The organism is Streptomyces iakyrus, from assembly GCF_000717055.1.
GTDB lineage: Bacteria > Actinomycetota > Actinomycetes > Streptomycetales > Streptomycetaceae > Streptomyces > Streptomyces iakyrus.
Genome location: NZ_JNXI01000011.1, coordinates 63,563 through 78,544, shown reverse-complemented (window position 1 = coordinate 78,544; position 14,982 = coordinate 63,563). Strand labels below are relative to the sequence as shown.

The following is a 14,982-nucleotide window of genomic DNA, read 5'->3' as shown; positions in this document are numbered from 1 at the left end:
GGTGTCTTCCGAGGCGCCCGAGCCCACCCGCGTGGTGTCTTCCGCGGCCTCCGAGCCCGCGCGGGGAGCGTCTCCCGAGGCTCCTCCACCCACACGAGTGGTGTCCCCCGACGCGCCCGGGCCCACGAGGGTCGTGGCGGACGAGGCCCCCGAACCCACCCGCGTCGTGTCCCGTGAGGAGCAGGACGGGAACGGGGAGGGTGAGGTGGACCGGCCTGCCAGGGCGGCGCCCACGCGGGTCGTCCCGCCCGAGGGTGACGGGCGGTGAACCGCGAGACCAGCCTGTTCTCGGGGCGGCCCTCCGAGCTGATCGGGCAGCAGATCGCCGGGTACCGGATCGAGCAGGAGATCGGGCGCGGCGGCATGGCCGTCGTCTACCGGGCCCGCGACCTGCGCCTGGAACGCACCGTCGCCCTGAAGCTGCTCGCCCCCGAACTCGCCCGCAACGACACCTTCCGCCGCCGGTTCACCCACGAGTCCCGGGCCGCCGCGGCGATCGACCACCCGCACATCGTGCCGGTGTTCGAGGCCGGTGAGACGGACGGCGTGCTGTACATCGCGATGCGGTACGTCGCCGGCAGCGACCTGCGGCACGTCCTCGACCGCGAGGGCCCGATGCCGCCCGTCACCGCCGTGCGCGTCGCCGCCCAGGTCGCCTCCGCGCTCGACGCGGCCCACGACCACGGACTGGTCCACCGGGACGTCAAGCCCGGCAACATCCTGGTCTCCCGCGGCACCGACAGCGACCACCCCGAGCACGTCTACCTCACCGACTTCGGCCTGACGAAGAAGTCGCTGTCACTGACCGGCTTCACCACCGTCGGCCAGTTCGTCGGCACGCTCGACTACGTCTCTCCCGAGCAGATCTCCGGCAAGCCGGTCGACGCCCGTTGTGACGTGTACGGGTTCGCCTGCGTCGTCTTCGAGACCCTGGCCGGCCATCCGCCCTTCCTCCGCGACGACGACATGGCCCTGCTGTGGGCCCACCAGTACGACGAACCGCCGCCGCTGACCGAGGACCGGCCCGATCTCGACCCCCGGGTGGACCCCGTCTTCGCCCAGGCCCTCGCCAAGAGCCCCGACGACCGGTTCCCGTCCTGCCTCGCCTTCGTCGCCGCGCTGCGCGCCGCGACGACCGGCGGCGGGAAGGGCGGTGCCACGAGGCAGCCCACGCGCGTGGACCGGCAGCTGCCGGGCGTGGGGGAGGAGCGGCCCAAGCCACCCCCGCGCTGGGCCCAACCGGTCTTCGTGGAGCGGACGTAGAACGGGCGTCAGGCCGCGCTGTCGGAACGCACCTCGCCGCGCCGCCGTACGCGCCGGGCCAGCAGCGCCCCGGCGAACCCGGTCACCAGCCCCCACGGGACGGCCAGGCCGACGGCGCCCCATAGCCTGGGTCTCAGGAACAGCTCGCCCCCGAGACCGCCGCCCAGGTCCCCGATGCCGAGCACGGACAGGCCGTAGTGCGCGGAGATGCGCCCCACGAGGCAGATCATGAACACCGTGAGCACCAGGGCGACCGCCATGTGCACCGCGTGCTGCCAGGCCCGCACCCGGGCCGGTGACCGGGCCGCCATCACGAACGCGGCTGCCAGCAGCAGCACGATGTCGGCGACCAGCAGCCACCACACGCGGCCGTCGTGCTCGGCCAGGGTGCGCAGGTTCAGTTCGGAGACGTCCGGGGTGCGCAGCACCTCGTCGAGCACCTGCGGCATGGGCAGCCCGAACGGACCCTCCACCCGGCCGTTCCAGGTGGCGCCAAGTCCGATCGTCAGCGCCGGCCACACCAGGTTGGGGATGCCGAGCAGGATCACGGCGAACGTCTCCCGCGCGTTCCCCTTGGTCGCCGCGACGACCAGGGCGATGACCACGCCGATGGCGACACAGGCCAGCAGCAGCGCGACCATCGCGTACGCGGCCGGCCGCACGGACGCCTGGAAGCGCAACAGCCCCGCGGGCAACGGGGCCCCGCGCGACACCAGCAGCGCCAGCACCAGCACACCGGCCAGCCACACCACGCCGACGAACACGGACAGCGGAACGTCCGCGGTGAAGCCGACCTTCGGCGACGCGCCGAACAGGTCGCCGAGTTCACCCAGCGTGTCGTCACCGAGGGAGATGTCGAAGGTGTGGCGGGCGGCGAGCGTCAGGCCGATCAACGCGAGCAGCCACAGGGCCGCCACCCGGCCGGCCCAGCCGGCCAGTTCTCTCGCTCCCGCGACCGCGCGGTGCCGCAGCGGCCGCAGAAAGCCCCAGGCGACCACCAGGGCACCCGTCAGCGTGACGGACAACGGAATCACCGTCAGATCCGCCTGGGTGTCGGCGAGGTCGCCCGCGCTTCCGGCGAGCCTCACCGTGCCGCCGACGGCCGTGACCATCGTGGCCGCGACGACGGGAGCGAAGGAGCCGTCCGGAAGATCCGCGGCCCCGGCCGCCCACAGACCCAGGCCGGTCACCACCGCCATGGCGAGCAAGGCGCCGAGCACCGTGACGAGGGCATGGACCCAGCCGTGGCGGGCGACGGCCCGCTCGCCGGAGGTGCGTGCCTGGCCGGAGGGGGTGCGCGAACTCACGCTGCCACGCTAAGCAGCCCCCGCGCCGCCCGCCCGCCGGAGAGGTCCGTCCGCGTCGGCTTGCGGGGTGTAAGGGGCCAGAGCACACAATGAACATGTAGTGGAACAAGCGGCATATACCGGGACCCATGGCCCTGGGGACAGCCGCAGAGAACGAGCGCGGGGAGAAGAACTCGTGAGCGTCGATCCGCCGTCGTCCGGCCGCCCCACAGGACCTCCCTCGGGCCCGTTGTCCGGCCCCTCCCAACCGCCGCCGGGCGGCGGCCCGCCCTCGGAGCCGCCCACCGGAGGCGGCAGGGAGCCGGAGCCCCGCCGGCCGTGGTGGGGGTCCGTGCCCCGTGTCGCGATCATCGCCACCGCGGTGGTGGCCGCCGTCATCCTGGCCGTGGTGCTCTCGCGGCCCGACAACGGCGGCACCGGCGCGTCCGACGGCGGCACCAGCACGTCCAGTGGTGAGGTCTTCCTCCAGCCCGCCGCGGACACGGGGCCCGACGCGTTCACCGAGTCGACGGCAGAGGAGAAGAGCTCCGCCTCGCCGGTCTCGCCCTCTGGGGCAACCGAGTCGGCACCGCAGAACGCCGTCCGGGGGGTGAACGGCGACGCGCCCGGCCTGTACGGCGGCACCCGCAACGTCGCCAGCTGCGACGTGGAGAAGCAGATCACGTATCTCGGGGAAGATCCGGACAAGCAGCGCGCGTTCGCCTCGGCCGCCCGGATCGAGCCGTCCGAGGTCCCCGCCTACCTCCGCTCGCTCACCCCTGTCCAGCTGCGCATGGACACCCGCGTCACCAACCACGGCTACAAGGACGGCGCCCCCACCAGCTACCAGGCCGTCCTCCAGGCCCGTACCGCCGTCCTCGTCGACGACCGCGGCGTACCGCGGGTGCGTTGCGCGTGCGGCAACCCGCTGTCCCCGCCGGTGGCCCAGCGAAGCGCCCCCAGGACGACCGGCGAGGCATGGCCGGGCTACAAGTCGTCGAACGTCGTCATGGTGACACCCGCCCCGGAGCCGGTCGACGCCTTCGTGATGTGCGAACCGGACGGCGAGTGGTTCGAGCGCCGGCCGGGCGACACGGGCAAGAAGGACCACAAGACCGAGAAGCCCGGCAAGCCCTCCCCGTCGGCGAGCGTCACCACGCCCACGGCGCCGCCCGACACGACGTCGTCGCAGCCGCCCACCAGTGAACCGCCGACCTCGGACACGGACACGACGGGGCCGACGACGGACGAGCCGCCGTCCGACACCCAGCAGCCCCCGCCCGACGGCACCACCGACACCGGAAGCGACACCGGCGGCGGCACGACGGAAGAGGCCCCGGCCTCCTGACCGGGCGCCCTTGCCGACCCGGCCGGTTCAGGCGGCGCGGACCACCAGGGCGTAGTTCCCGAGTCCGAGCAGCTGATCGGCCGGCAGGTCGCCGTGGGCGGTGACGACCGCCTCGACCCGGCCCGTCTCCGGTTCGAACGCGACGTCCTGGACGGTGCCGAGCGTGTCGCCCGTCTCGGTGAGGATCCGCAGCCCCGGCAGCTCGTGATGCGGCGGCACCTCGGCCGGTTCGGCGGTGGTGCGGACCAGCACCGCGTCCGGGCCGACGGCGTGCAGCGCGCCCCAGGCCAGCACGGTCTCCTTGCGGGAGTGCCGGCCGCGCACCCGGACGTGGGTGACCACGCCGGACACGGCGTCGACCGTCAGCGACCTCAGGGCGCCCACTTCCTCCGCCTCGGCCAGCGTCAGCACCGGCAAGCCCCGCGCCTCGGAGAACAGCATCATGACGCCGTCCCCTCCCGCCCGGCCCGGAAGGCCCCGACCCGGGAGGCGAAGGCCGGCAGGTCGTCGGCGACGTAGCGGATGGCGTCCGCCGGGATGACCAGCGCCCGTCCGGAGACGGCGAGTGTCTCGCCGCGCGGTACGTACACCCGGTGCCGGCGGCGCCTGGAACCCTGCACCAGCGCCTTGCCCGCGGCGATCCGGAACCCCACGACCCGGCCGCTGGCCCCGCCCTCGACGATCACGTCGAGCACGGTGCCGACCTCGGCACCCTCGTCGGTCAGCACCTTCGCGTGCAGCACCCGGCCCTGCTGGGCCTCACGGCGGGCCACCACCACGGACGTGTCCTGCAGCGCGAGGGCATCGCGGATCATGACCGCGTGCGGACCCAGCGCGTGCACCGCCGACCAGGGCAGACTCTGCTTCAGCGGGCCCGACAGCAGGCCCCGGCCGCTGAGGGTGAAGCCGGTGATCCGGCCGGCGGCGGCGTCGAAGACGGTGTCCTTGACCTGGGCGACGGCCTCCCCTCCGAGGGTGACCACCGGCAGGGTCGTCAGGCTCCGCGCAGCCAGCAGCTCGTTCATCGCAGGCTCTTTCCGCCGGGCCGGCGCCTCACCGCGATGACGGTCCCCGACCGGCGGCCCGCCTGCACGGCGAGTGTCACCACCGCGACGGCGGCGAGCGCCGCGATCACCACGACCAGCCATGTCCACCAGGCCACCGCGCACCTCCGGCGATCCGGCCCGGCCGCCCTCGGCCGGTCCTGATTCCTTCCGGGTGCCCCGCGAAGGGGGGACAATGCCCGGGTCATCGAATGGGGGAGAATCTGTCAGGACTGTGAAGCCCGGCTCGGGGTACGAGCACTGGTGCAGAGCGTCCGGCCAGTCCGGCTTCCCAGAGAGAAAAGAATGATCGACCACCTGGACGAGGCAGTGATACCGACTGGTTTCGACGTGCCCGTGGAACCGCTGAGGCGGGCGGCACACTACACCGGTGAGCAGGGATGCATCGCCGAGGCGCGGTCCTTCGCCGCGCTCTTCCTCGACCAGCTCAGGACCGAGTGGTGCGCGCGGATCGACGAGCGGGTCGACGGCGCCGTACTGCTGGTGGTGAGCGAGCTGGTCACCAACGCCGACCGGCACAGCAATGGGCCGTACATCCTGGAGCTCGTCGGGACCGACAGCGCCGTGACGGTGTCGGTCTACGACAGCAGCTCCGCGCTGCCCCGCATCTTCCCGCGCAACCCCGAGCGCATCGGCCGGCACGGCCTGGAGATCGTCCACGCGCTCGCGGAGCAGGTCAGCGTGGAGCGAGTGCCGGTGGGCAAGCGGGTGCGCGCGGTGCTGCCGCTCGCCGAGGCAAGCCAGGGGTGAACCTTCCGGGTGAGATGCGTCACCCGGAAGGAATCAGAACGAACGAACCAGAACGAACGCATCGGAACGCAGTCGCGGGTGCCGCCCCACTCCCGCATGGGGGACGGCACCCGCTGGTCGTACGGCGGTGTCAGGCGCAGCCCAGCTCGCCCAGCATGCCCTCGCGCAGCCGCGTGATGATCCGCTTGATCAGACGGGAGACGTGCATCTGCGAGCAGCCGAGCCGCTCACCGATCTCCGCCTGCGTTGCCTCCTCCACGAACCGCATGTGGATGATCTGCCGGTCGCGCTCGCTCAGCTCCGCCATGAGCGGGGCGAGCGAGTGGAAGTCCTCGACGAGCCGCAGCCCGTCCTCCTCCACGCCGATGAAGTCGGCCAGGACCGCCTCGCCGCTCTCCGGGCCGTCGCCGGTGAGGGCGGCGTCCAGCGACGACGAGTTGTACCCGTTCGCCGCGATCTGCCCCTCGACGACCTGGCGCTCGGAGATGTTCATCAGGGTGGCCAGCTCGGCGACCGTCGGCTCGCGGTCCAGCCGGCTGGCGAGCTCCTCACGGGCCTTGGCCAGCTCCACGCGCAGCTCCTGGAGCCGCCGCGGCACGTGCACTGCCCACGTCGTGTCGCGGAAGAAGCGCTTGATCTCGCCGACGATGTACGGCAGCGCGAAGGACGTGAACTCGACCTCGCGTGAGAGCTCGAACCGGTCGATGGCCTTGATCAGGCCGATCATGCCGGTCTGGACGATGTCCTCCATGTCGTCGCCGCGGCCCCGGAACCGGCCGGCCGCGAAGCGCACGAGCGACATGTTCATCTCGATCAGGGTGTTACGCGCGTACTGGTACTCGTGCGTGCCCTCTTCGAGTTCCGTCAGGCGCTGGAAGAACTGGCGGGACAGCTCCCTGGCGTCCCGCGGGGCCACGGACCGCGGGTCCACGACGCCCGGCAGTGCTCCGTCACCCGCGCTGGCCTCGGTGTTCTCTCCGACGACCTGTGCCTTCGACCGGATCACGGCGGTCTCCATTACCTCTCCCACGAGTCACGGCGGACATCTGCATAGGTACTCCCGAGTTGCGGGTACCCGGGTCGACGCGCACCATGCCCCGCTATTTTCCCACGGGCGAAATCGGGCGGAATGTACCCCTCCGGCGGTGTGGACGCGTGATTCCACTCAGGGCGGAACGCCGGTCCCTTCCCCCGGCGGCCGGGATTCCTAGGCTGGAGCGGTGAGCAACCACCTGCCGAACGAAGCCCGAGTCATCCCTCTGCGCCCGCACGGCGCCCGCCCCGCCGGAGCACCGCCGCGCCAGGCGCCGCCGGCCCCCGCCGGCAAGGAGCCGCTGTGGCGGGACCTGGTGGGAGACGTGCTGCGCCGTGAACGCCTGGCACAGGAGCGCACCCTGAAGGACGTCGCCGACGCGGCGCGGATCTCCATGCCTTACCTCTCGGAGGTGGAGCGCGGCCGCAAGGAGGCCTCCTCGGAGGTCCTCGCGGCCGCCGCCCGCGCCCTCGGGCTGAACCTCGGCGACCTGCTGGCGAGGGCCCAGGGCGAACTGACCCGCGTCACCTCGCGCTACGCGGGCGGCAGCCGCCGTGGGGTGTCCACCTCCTCGCACAACGGAATGTGCCTGGCCGCCTGAACTGTGTCACGGCCGGCGCCTCAGACCGTCACGAGGCGCCGGCTGAGCACCTCGTCGGCCAGCCCGTAGCCCACCGCCTCCTGCGCGGTGAACACCTTGTCGCGGTCCATGTCGGCCCGCAGGGCCGCCACGTCGTGGTGGGTGTGCCGCGCCAGCACCTCCTCCACCTGGGAGCGGATCCGCACCATCTCCTTGGCCTGGAGCGCCAGGTCGGACACCGTGCCGCGCTGTCCGCCGGCGGCCGGCTGGCCGAGCAGCACCCGGGAGTGCTCCAGCACGAACCGCCGCCCCGGATCCCCGCCGGCCAGCAGCACGGCCGCCGTGGAGGCCGCCTGCCCGACGCAGAACGTGGAGACCGGCGCCTGCACGAACGTCATGGTGTCGTAGATGGCCATCAGCGAAGTGAACGAGCCGCCAGGGGAGTTGATGTAGATCGCGATCTCGCTCTCCGGGGACGACGACTCCAGGTGGAGGAGCTGGGCGATGACGACGTTGGCGACGCCGTCGTCGATCTCGGTGCCGAGGAAGATGATCCGCTCGGACAGCAGCCGGCTGAAGACGTCGTAGGACCGCTCGCCCTGCGGGGTGCGCTCGACGACGTTCGGAATCGTGTACGTACCCATCACTGCAGCCCCATCCTGCGCCGGGTGGCCGCCGGGCGGACGTCCGCGAGGGACTCCACGACCCGGTCCACCATGCCGTACTCGCGGGCCTCCTCGGCCGTGAACCAGCGGTCCCGGTCGCTGTCCCGGGAGATGGTCTCCTCACTCTGTCCGGTGTGCTCGGCGGTGATCCGCTCGATGGTCCGTTTGGTGAACTCCAGGTTCTCCGCCTGGATCTCGATGTCGGCGGTGGTGCCGCCGATGCCCGCCGACGGCTGGTGCATCATGATCCGCGCGTTCGGCAGGGCGTAGCGCTTGCCCGGCGCGCCGACGCTCAGCAGGAACTGGCCCATGCTGGCCGCGAACCCTATGGCCAGCGTGGAGACGTCGTTCGGGATGAGCCGCATCGTGTCGTAGATGGCGAGACCCGCGTGCACCCCCCCGCCCGGGCTGTTGATGTAGAGGCTGATGTCGGTGTGGGCGTCCTCCGCGGACAGGATGAGCAACTGGGAGCAGACCCGGTTCGCGGAGACCTCGTCGACCTGGGTGCCCAGCAGCACGATGCGCTGCGCGAGCAGCTGGGCGGCCAGGTGGTCGTCGAAGGGGGTCGGAGGGGTGTCGCCCTCCTCCGCCCGCGGGGTGAGCGTCGTGAGTGGAGTCATCGGTTCTCCTCGTCGTGGCGACAAGCGCCGTGGACGTGTCGGGGATGTGCCGTCGACTCCACTCTTGACCTCGGACGATGTCCGCGAACGGTTTCTCTGCCCTCGGCAGATCCGCTACCGGCAGAGCCCTCCGGCTCAGCCCTTGCCGCGCAACTGGCGGAAGAACGCCCGCACATCACCCACCAGCAGGTCGGGCTCCTCCAGCGCCGCGAAGTGCCCGCCGCGGTCGAACTCCGTCCAGCGGACGATGTTCTCCGTCCGCTCCGCCTTGTGCCGCAGCGGGATCTGGGGGTCTCCGGCGAAGGACGCGACGCCGGTCGGTGTGGTGGAGGGTTCTTGCGGGGCGGCGGTCCGCTCACCCCGGGCGTGGGCGCGCTCGTAGTAGATCCGGGCCGACGAACCGGCCGTGCCCGTCAGCCAGTACAGCATCACGTTCGTGAGCATCAGGTCCCGGTCGACGGCCTCCTCGGGCAGCTCCTCCGCGTCCGTCCACTCCTGGAACTTCTCGACGATCCAGGCCAGCTGCCCCACGGGGGAGTCCGTGAGCGCGTAGGAGAGCGTCTGCGGACGGGTGGACTGCACGTGGAAGTAGCCCGTGCCGTCGCGGGACCACAGCGTCCACCGCCGCCACGAGGCCAGCGTGCGCTCCCGCTCGGCGGGGCTCAGCGCCTCCAGTTCCCCGGCCGTCGGCTCGACGGCCGCCTGAGCGCCCGGCAGCAGATTGAGGTGGAGGCCGATCACCCGGTCGCTGTGGACGCGCCCCAGTTCACGGGAGATCGCCGCCCCCCAGTCGCCGCCCTGGGCACCGAACCGCTCGTAGCCCAGGCGCGTCATCAGTTCGGCCCACGCGTCGGCGATCCGACGCGCTTCCCAGCCGGTCTCCCGGGTGGGGCCCGAGAACCCGAAGCCGGGGATCCCCGGCAGCACGAGGTGGAAGGCGTCGGCAGGATCGCCGCCGTGGGCGGCCGGGTCGGTCAGCGGCCCCGCGATGCCGGCGAACTCGACGATCGACCCAGGCCACCCGTGCGTGACGATCAGCGGGGTGGCGTCGGGCTCGGGGGAGCGGATGTGCGCGAAATGCACCCGCGCGCCGTCGATCTCGGTGGTGAACTGCGGCCACGCGTTCAGCCGCGCCTCCGCGGCCCGCCAGTCGTAGTCGTGCCGCCAGTACCGCACCAGCTCGCGCAGATAGCCCGAGGGAACGCCGTACGACCAGCCCACGCCGGGCAGCTCGTCCGGCCAGCGGGTCCGGTCGAGGCGGTCGTGGAGGTCATCGAGGTCGCTCTGCGGTACGTCGATGCGGAAGGGACGGATGCCGCTGTCTGCGGGCGAAGACGTCATGACCGGATGCTAGTTCCGAACGGTGTAGCGGCCATCCGGATTGCCCGGCCCCCGGCCGATGAGTTCCGGGGCGAGTGCCGGTCGACAGTGGTGACAGCGTTCGACGCATGCAGGAGGACTTCATGACCACCGACGGTTTCACCACGTGCCTCTGGTTCGACGGCCAGGCCGAGGAGGCCGCCCACCACTACGTCTCGATCTTCAAGAACTCCAGCATCGGCAAGGTCGCCCGCTACCCCGAGGGAGCCATGCAGCCCGCCGGCAGCGTGATGACCGTCGAGTTCACGGCGAACGGCCACAAGTTCCTCGGGCTCAACGGCGGCCCCCAGTTCAAGTTCACCGAGGCGACCTCGTTCATGATCTTCTGCGAGAACCAGGAGGAGATCGACTACTACTGGACCAGGCTCACCGAGAACGGCGGCGAGCCGGGCCCCTGCGGCTGGCTCAAGGACAGGTTCGGCGTGTCCTGGCAGGTCGTCCCGGACCGGCTCGCCGAGATGATCAGCGACCCGGACCCGGCGAAGGCGTCCCGGGTGACCCGGGCGTTCATGGCGATGAGCAAGTTCGACATCGCCGCACTGGAGAAGGCGTACGCGGGTGAGTGACGTGCCCCCCGGCACGTCGGGGCGGAGCCGTCTCCGCCCCTACGCCGTCTCGGCCAGGATCTCCGCGATCACATGCCGGGAGTTCTCCGCGACCGGCGGGTTGGTGTCCTAGTAGTACGGCAGGGCGATGACCGCGATCGACAGGGCCCAGCCCCGGGCCCGTGCCCACTCGGCCTCGCCGGCACCCACGGCGTCGCGGAAGACGCCGCGGACCGCGGCGGGCAGCACACACCAGGCGCCGATGAGGTCGACGGCGGGATCCCCCACCCCCACCGTGCCGAAGTCGATCACGGCGCTCAGCCGCCCGCCCGTGACCAGGAGGTTCCCGGCCATCAGGTCGCCGTGGGCCCACAGCGGCGGTCCGGTGTGCTCCGGAGCCCGCAGGGCCTCCTCCCACACCCTCGTCACCGCGGCGGTGTCGACCCGCCCCGCGAGCCGCCCCAGCGCCTCACGCAGGAAGGGGTCGCGGGCCGCCAGCGGCACGCCCCGGTAACCCGGGGGTCCCTCCGACGCGTCGATGCGGCGCAGGGCCGTGACCCACGCCGCGAGGTCCCCGGCGAGCAGGGTGGGCTCCTCGATCCTGCCGGGTACCGGGTTGCGGCCGTCGAGCCAGCCGTAGACCGACCAGGGCCACGGGAACCCGTCACCGGGTTCGCCCCGGCCGAGGGGTGCGGGCGAGGCGGCGGGCAGGCCCGGGCCCAGCCGGGGCAGCCAGCGCAGCTCGTGCGCGATGGCCTCCACGGCGCGGGGATGCCGGGGGAACCTGACGACCTTGTCCTCGCCGAGGCGGAACATGGCGTTCTCCGTCCCGGAGGACTCCAGCCGCCGCAGGGCCAGCCCGGCCCACTGCGGGAACTGCCCCGCGATCAGCCGGCCGACGAGGGAGACGTCGATGGCCAGCTCGTCCTCATGCATCCGCACCGCGCACATGCCGCCCATTCGAGCGGTCAACGCGCCGCCTGTCGAATGGTTTTGGTGACCTCCCGGGCGATGCGCAGGATGCCGGGGGAGCGGACCGGGCAGGGCTTCGGCCGGGTGGTGGTCGGGGCCAGGCAGAAGTGCAGATAGTCGTCGTCGCGGTGCAGCGCCGTGCGGTCGCGGCCGGGCTGTGTGCACAGGCCGGGGCGGGCACGCTCGTGGGCCGTGCACGGCAGGTACTGCGTCCAGGCGTAGCGGTCCGCGGCCGGACTCACCGCTTTCCCGGCGTCCGCCACGAGGTCGCCCGAGGCGGCGGCCCGCTTCTCGTAGAGCGCGTTGACGCGCCGGACCCGGTCGGGGGTGACCGGGTCCGGGCCCTGGGACACCCAGACGATCCGCGGGCGGCCGCCGTCCCCGGCCGTGGTGATCTGCTCGGTGAGCCGGCGCGCGTCGGCCTCGTAGCGGCGGAAGTACCGGGCCGGGGACTTGTCGTAGGTGATGCCGTCCATGCACGGCGTGTAGCCCCAGGAGTTCCCCCAGAACTGCAGGACCACGAAGTCGGGCCGCAGCCTGCGCACCAGGGCGGCCGCCTTGTCGGCGGCCGGCACGAGGGACCGTTCGGCCGTGCCCTCCAGGTAGTCGCACAGGGTGGTGCCGGAGTACGGGGCGCCGGTGTACCGCGCCTTCAGATCCCGGCGTAGCTCCTGGCCCAGGACCTTCTGGCCCTCCATCGCCAGCGAGTCGCCGAGGTACAGCACCCTGGGTGCCTTCCCCGGCTCCGGGCCGGGGGAGGCGGGGGCCCGCTGATGCGTGGTGGCCGACGCGCGCGGCGCGGCCGGCGCCGGCTCCTCGGGTCCGGAAGCGGGATCCCCGCACCCGCCGAGGAGCACTCCGGCCAGTAGTGCCCCCACGATCCACGGCTTGCGCATACGGCAACTCCCGCCCCGGCCTGAGAAACGGCACTCAGGCAAGCACAGCCGGGCGCCGGGGGGGAAGACATCCGCCGGACGCGATGGTCCGGGCCGTGGACGCGGCTGCCCGGGCGGCCGGACCGCTCGACGCGCGGGCCGGCCGCCGGGTGACTAGCGTGAGGAAGCGGACGATTCCAGCCATTTCGGAGAGGGTCGTGGTCATGGCCGTGCAACCTGAAGGAACCCCCTGCTGGGCCGACGCGATGTTCGGCGACCTCGAAGGGGCCAAGAGCTTCTACGGGGACGTCCTCGGCTGGACCTTCGCCGAGGCGTCCGCGGAGCTCGGCAACTACACGGAGGCCTACGCGAACGGCAAGGCGGTCGCCGCCGTCGTCCCGCCCATGCCGGGCCAGGAGGGCATGTCGCAGTGGTGCCTGTACTTCGCCGCGGACGACGCCGCCGCCACCGCCGGCCGGATCCGCGACAATGGCGGCGAGGTGCTGATGGAGCCCATGCAGGTCGCCGACTTCGGCACCATGTGCCTGGCCCGCGACCCCGGCGGCGTCGTCTTCGGCGTCTGGCAGGCGGGCACCCACGAGGGCTTCCAGGCGATGGCCGAACCCGGTGCCTACACCTGGGCGGAGGTCTTCACCCGCGAGCCCGCGAAGTCCGACGCGTTCTTCCCCGCCGTCTTCTCCTACCGGCAGCGGGACATGGAGGACGAAATGGACTTCCGGATCTACGACCTCGGCGAACGCACCGTGCTGGGCCGCATGAAGATGGGCGACGACTTCCCGCCCGAGGTGCAGCCGTACATCAACGTGTACTTCACCGTGGAGGACTGCGACGCGGCCGTGGCGAAGGCCACAGAGCTCGGCGGCGTGCTGCGGTTCGGCCCGATGACCACCCCGTTCGGCCGCTTCGCGACGCTCAGCGACCCGCAGGGCGCGAACTTCTCGGTGATCGACATCACGAAGACCGAGGGAGAGATGCCGAAGCTGACCGACGTGGCGTAGGCGCCCGGCCCTCCCGGCCGGACGGCCCCCGCGGTCATGGCATGATCGAGCGCATGCGTGAACGTGTTGTGGCCGCGTGTGACGGGGCTTCGAAGGGAAATCCCGGGCCCGCGGGCTGGGCCTGGGTCGTCGCCGACGCTTCCGAGACGCCGGAGCGGTGGGCGGCGGGGCCGCTCGGCAAGGCCACCAACAACGTCGCCGAACTCACCGCGCTGGAGCGCCTGCTGGCGGCGACCGACCCGGACGTGCCGCTTGAGATCCGGATGGACTCGCAGTACGCGATGAAGGCCGTCACCACCTGGCTCCCCGGCTGGAAGCGCAACGGCTGGAAGACCTCCGCCGGCAAGCCGGTCGCCAACCAGGACCTCGTCGTCCGCATCGACGAACTGCTGGACGGCCGCTCGGTCGAGTTCCGCTACGTCCCCGCCCACCAGGTCGACGGCGACCGGCTCAACGACTTCGCCGACCGGGCCGCCAGCCAGGCCGCCACCGTCCAGGAGCCCGCGGGCAGCGGCCTCGGCTCCCCCGAGCCGCCGCCCGCCCCGGATACCCCTGCCAAGGCCCCGCGTTCCCGCCCGCGCCCCGCCAAGGCCGCGGGGGGCAAGGGTTCCGCGCGCACGATCAAGGCGAAGTTCCCCGGCCGCTGCCAGTGCGGCCGCTCCTACGCGGCCGGTGAGCCCATCGCCAAGAACGACAGCGGCTGGGGCCACCCGGAGTGCCGCACGGGCGCGAGCGTCTGATCAGGCGTCGAACGTGTAGTGCGGCGTGTGGTCCAGCAGATCCGCCGGGCTCATGTCGTGCCACGGCCGCATCGTCTCGTTGAGGTCGATCACGTTCGGCGTGCCGGCGGCCGGCAGATAACCGGAGCCGGGGTGCCGGCGCTGCCACTCGGCCCACAGCTTGTCTATGTACGCGTGGTGCAGCCAGAACACCGGGTCGTTGGGGGAGACCCCGGTCGCCATCTGCCCGCCGACCCAGACGTGGACGCGGTTGTGCAGGTTCACGCCCCGCCACCCTTCGAGGTGGTTGCGGAAGCCGTCCGAGCCGCTGTTCCAGGGCGCCATGTCGTACGTGGACATCGCCAGCACCGACTCGACCTCGGCCCGGGTCGGCAGCTCGCGCGTACCGGACCCGAGGGAGCGCCGCAGGAACGTACGGCCGTCGACCCGCACGTTGACCGGCCAGTTCCCGCCGGACGCGGAGAACGGCCCGTCCGTCACCCGGCCGTCCCGCTCCCGCCCGGTACCCCCGAGGAAGTCGGGCGCCCACAGCGAGGCGCGCGGCGTACGGTCGACGGTCCAGTCCCAGTAGGGCAGCGACACCGACGCGTCCACCGACTGCAGCGCCCGCTCGAACTCCAGGAGGAATCTTCGGTGCCAGGGCAGGAAGGACGGTGAACGGTGCCCGGTCCGCTCGCCGTTGTCGGTGTCGGAGACGATGAAGGCGTTGTGCGTCGTGACGAACTCGTCGTAGCGGCCGCTGCGCTTCAGCTCCAGCAGCGCGGCGACGAAACGCCGCTTCTCGTCGGCGGTCAGAGTGGACTGGTTCTTGCGGACTGCCATGTGCGGTTGCTCCAGGTGCT

At 72.1% G+C, this 14,982-nt stretch carries 18 protein-coding genes; 8 read left to right on the top strand and 10 right to left on the bottom strand.

Features of this window, described 5'->3' with window-relative positions; translation table 11 throughout:
• The first annotated feature begins 264 nt into the window (after positions 1–264).
• On the top strand, positions 265–1,263 hold the full coding sequence (locus tag OO68_RS18195; protein ID WP_033309435.1) for a serine/threonine-protein kinase: 999 nt from the start codon (positions 265–267) through the stop codon (positions 1,261–1,263).
• A gap of 8 nt (positions 1,264–1,271) precedes the next feature.
• On the opposite strand, the gene OO68_RS18190 is transcribed toward OO68_RS18195, so the two are convergent.
• Positions 1,272–2,570, bottom strand: a complete 1,299-nt coding sequence (locus OO68_RS18190; RefSeq protein ID WP_033309434.1) for a streptophobe family protein — start codon at positions 2,568–2,570, stop codon at positions 1,272–1,274.
• Positions 2,571–2,745: 175 nt separating this feature from the next.
• On the opposite strand from OO68_RS18190, the gene OO68_RS18185 reads away from it, so the two are divergent.
• The gene (locus OO68_RS18185) at positions 2,746–3,897 is read left to right on the top strand and encodes a DUF6777 domain-containing protein (protein ID WP_051814707.1); all 1,152 of its coding nucleotides are present in this window, start codon (positions 2,746–2,748) and stop codon (positions 3,895–3,897) included.
• A 27-nt stretch (positions 3,898–3,924) separates the two neighbouring features.
• Here OO68_RS18185 and OO68_RS18180 read toward each other — a convergent pair whose 3' ends face one another.
• Both OO68_RS18180 and OO68_RS18175 read right to left on the bottom strand, forming a co-directional pair.
• Positions 3,925–4,341 carry a PRC-barrel domain-containing protein gene (locus OO68_RS18180; RefSeq protein ID WP_033309433.1) on the bottom strand — a complete coding sequence of 139 codons (417 nt, stop codon included), beginning with the start codon at positions 4,339–4,341 and terminating at the stop codon, positions 3,925–3,927.
• The gene (locus OO68_RS18175; protein WP_033309432.1) at positions 4,338–4,922 is read right to left on the bottom strand and encodes a PRC-barrel domain-containing protein; all 585 of its coding nucleotides are present in this window, start codon (positions 4,920–4,922) and stop codon (positions 4,338–4,340) included. Before OO68_RS18175 ends, OO68_RS18180 begins: the two co-directional genes overlap by 4 nt.
• A 36-nt stretch (positions 4,923–4,958) precedes the next feature.
• On the opposite strand from OO68_RS18175, the gene OO68_RS46295 reads away from it, so the two are divergent.
• Positions 4,959–5,105: a hypothetical protein gene (locus OO68_RS46295; protein WP_157852735.1), complete on the top strand. Its 147-nt coding sequence runs from the start codon at positions 4,959–4,961 to the stop codon at positions 5,103–5,105.
• Between the two features lie 141 nt (positions 5,106–5,246).
• Positions 5,247–5,711: an ATP-binding protein gene (locus tag OO68_RS18170; protein WP_033309431.1), complete on the top strand. Its 465-nt coding sequence runs from the start codon at positions 5,247–5,249 to the stop codon at positions 5,709–5,711.
• Positions 5,712–5,841: 130 nt separating this feature from the next.
• On the opposite strand, the gene OO68_RS18165 is transcribed toward OO68_RS18170, so the two are convergent.
• The gene (locus OO68_RS18165; protein ID WP_033309430.1) at positions 5,842–6,729 is read right to left on the bottom strand and encodes an RNA polymerase sigma factor SigF; all 888 of its coding nucleotides are present in this window, start codon (positions 6,727–6,729) and stop codon (positions 5,842–5,844) included.
• 202 nt (positions 6,730–6,931) lie between these two features.
• Here OO68_RS18165 and OO68_RS18160 point away from each other — a divergent pair, with 202 nt between their 5' ends.
• Entirely contained in the window at positions 6,932–7,345 is a 414-nt protein-coding gene (locus OO68_RS18160; RefSeq protein ID WP_033309429.1) for a helix-turn-helix domain-containing protein, read from the top strand.
• A 20-nt stretch (positions 7,346–7,365) separates the two neighbouring features.
• Here OO68_RS18160 and OO68_RS18155 read toward each other — a convergent pair whose 3' ends face one another.
• From OO68_RS18155 to OO68_RS18145, 3 genes are all read right to left on the bottom strand, one after another.
• Positions 7,366–7,968, bottom strand: coding sequence for a ClpP family protease (locus tag OO68_RS18155; protein ID WP_033309428.1), 603 nt, complete (start codon positions 7,966–7,968; stop codon positions 7,366–7,368).
• Complete coding sequence (locus tag OO68_RS18150) at positions 7,968–8,609, bottom strand: ATP-dependent Clp protease proteolytic subunit (RefSeq protein WP_033309427.1); 642 nt, start codon at positions 8,607–8,609, stop codon at positions 7,968–7,970. The genes OO68_RS18155 and OO68_RS18150 overlap by 1 nt, the downstream gene beginning before the upstream one ends.
• Positions 8,610–8,744: 135 nt before the next feature.
• Complete coding sequence (locus OO68_RS18145) at positions 8,745–9,950, bottom strand: epoxide hydrolase family protein (protein ID WP_033309426.1); 1,206 nt, start codon at positions 9,948–9,950, stop codon at positions 8,745–8,747.
• 122 nt (positions 9,951–10,072) lie between these two features.
• On the opposite strand from OO68_RS18145, the gene OO68_RS18140 reads away from it, so the two are divergent.
• Positions 10,073–10,555: a VOC family protein gene (locus tag OO68_RS18140; RefSeq protein ID WP_033309553.1), complete on the top strand. Its 483-nt coding sequence runs from the start codon at positions 10,073–10,075 to the stop codon at positions 10,553–10,555.
• Positions 10,556–10,663: 108 nt separating this feature from the next.
• On the opposite strand, the gene OO68_RS42335 is transcribed toward OO68_RS18140, so the two are convergent.
• Together OO68_RS42335 and OO68_RS18130 are read right to left on the bottom strand one after the other, a co-directional pair.
• On the bottom strand, positions 10,664–11,506 hold the full coding sequence (locus OO68_RS42335) for an aminoglycoside phosphotransferase family protein (RefSeq protein WP_329503400.1): 843 nt from the start codon (positions 11,504–11,506) through the stop codon (positions 10,664–10,666).
• Positions 11,503–12,402, bottom strand: coding sequence for an SGNH/GDSL hydrolase family protein (locus tag OO68_RS18130; RefSeq protein ID WP_033309425.1), 900 nt, complete (start codon positions 12,400–12,402; stop codon positions 11,503–11,505). Before OO68_RS18130 ends, OO68_RS42335 begins: the two co-directional genes overlap by 4 nt.
• 203 nt (positions 12,403–12,605) lie before the next feature.
• On the opposite strand from OO68_RS18130, the gene OO68_RS18125 reads away from it, so the two are divergent.
• Both OO68_RS18125 and OO68_RS18120 read left to right on the top strand, forming a co-directional pair.
• Complete coding sequence (locus OO68_RS18125) at positions 12,606–13,400, top strand: VOC family protein (protein WP_033309552.1); 795 nt, start codon at positions 12,606–12,608, stop codon at positions 13,398–13,400.
• A 41-nt stretch (positions 13,401–13,441) separates the two neighbouring features.
• Positions 13,442–14,140 (top strand): ribonuclease H family protein, encoded by a 699-nt coding sequence (locus OO68_RS18120; protein WP_033309424.1) that lies wholly within the window; start codon positions 13,442–13,444, stop codon positions 14,138–14,140.
• Here OO68_RS18120 and melC2 read toward each other — a convergent pair whose 3' ends face one another.
• Entirely contained in the window at positions 14,141–14,962 is an 822-nt protein-coding gene (gene melC2, locus OO68_RS18115; protein ID WP_033309423.1) for a tyrosinase MelC2, read from the bottom strand.
• Positions 14,963–14,982: the final 20 nt, after the last annotated feature.

Excerpts from the sequence above, each read along its gene's own strand:
- OO68_RS18180 (WP_033309433.1), bottom strand. The coding sequence starts at position 4,341 with ATGATGCTGTTCTCCGAGGCGCGGGGCTTGCCGGTGCTGACGCTGGCC.
- OO68_RS18175 (WP_033309432.1), bottom strand. The coding sequence starts at position 4,922 with ATGAACGAGCTGCTGGCTGCGCGGAGCCTGACGACCCTGCCGGTGGTC.
- OO68_RS46295 (WP_157852735.1), top strand. The coding sequence starts at position 4,959 with ATGACGGTCCCCGACCGGCGGCCCGCCTGCACGGCGAGTGTCACCACC.
- OO68_RS18170 (WP_033309431.1), top strand. The coding sequence starts at position 5,247 with ATGATCGACCACCTGGACGAGGCAGTGATACCGACTGGTTTCGACGTG.
- OO68_RS18165 (WP_033309430.1), bottom strand. The coding sequence starts at position 6,729 with ATGGAGACCGCCGTGATCCGGTCGAAGGCACAGGTCGTCGGAGAGAAC.
- OO68_RS18155 (WP_033309428.1), bottom strand. The coding sequence starts at position 7,968 with ATGGGTACGTACACGATTCCGAACGTCGTCGAGCGCACCCCGCAGGGC.
- OO68_RS18150 (WP_033309427.1), bottom strand. The coding sequence starts at position 8,609 with ATGACTCCACTCACGACGCTCACCCCGCGGGCGGAGGAGGGCGACACC.
- OO68_RS18145 (WP_033309426.1), bottom strand. The coding sequence starts at position 9,950 with ATGACGTCTTCGCCCGCAGACAGCGGCATCCGTCCCTTCCGCATCGAC.
- OO68_RS18140 (WP_033309553.1), top strand. The coding sequence starts at position 10,073 with ATGACCACCGACGGTTTCACCACGTGCCTCTGGTTCGACGGCCAGGCC.
- OO68_RS18130 (WP_033309425.1), bottom strand. The coding sequence starts at position 12,402 with ATGCGCAAGCCGTGGATCGTGGGGGCACTACTGGCCGGAGTGCTCCTC.
- OO68_RS18125 (WP_033309552.1), top strand. The coding sequence starts at position 12,606 with ATGGCCGTGCAACCTGAAGGAACCCCCTGCTGGGCCGACGCGATGTTC.
- OO68_RS18120 (WP_033309424.1), top strand. The coding sequence starts at position 13,442 with ATGATCGAGCGCATGCGTGAACGTGTTGTGGCCGCGTGTGACGGGGCT.
- melC2 (WP_033309423.1), bottom strand. The coding sequence starts at position 14,962 with ATGGCAGTCCGCAAGAACCAGTCCACTCTGACCGCCGACGAGAAGCGG.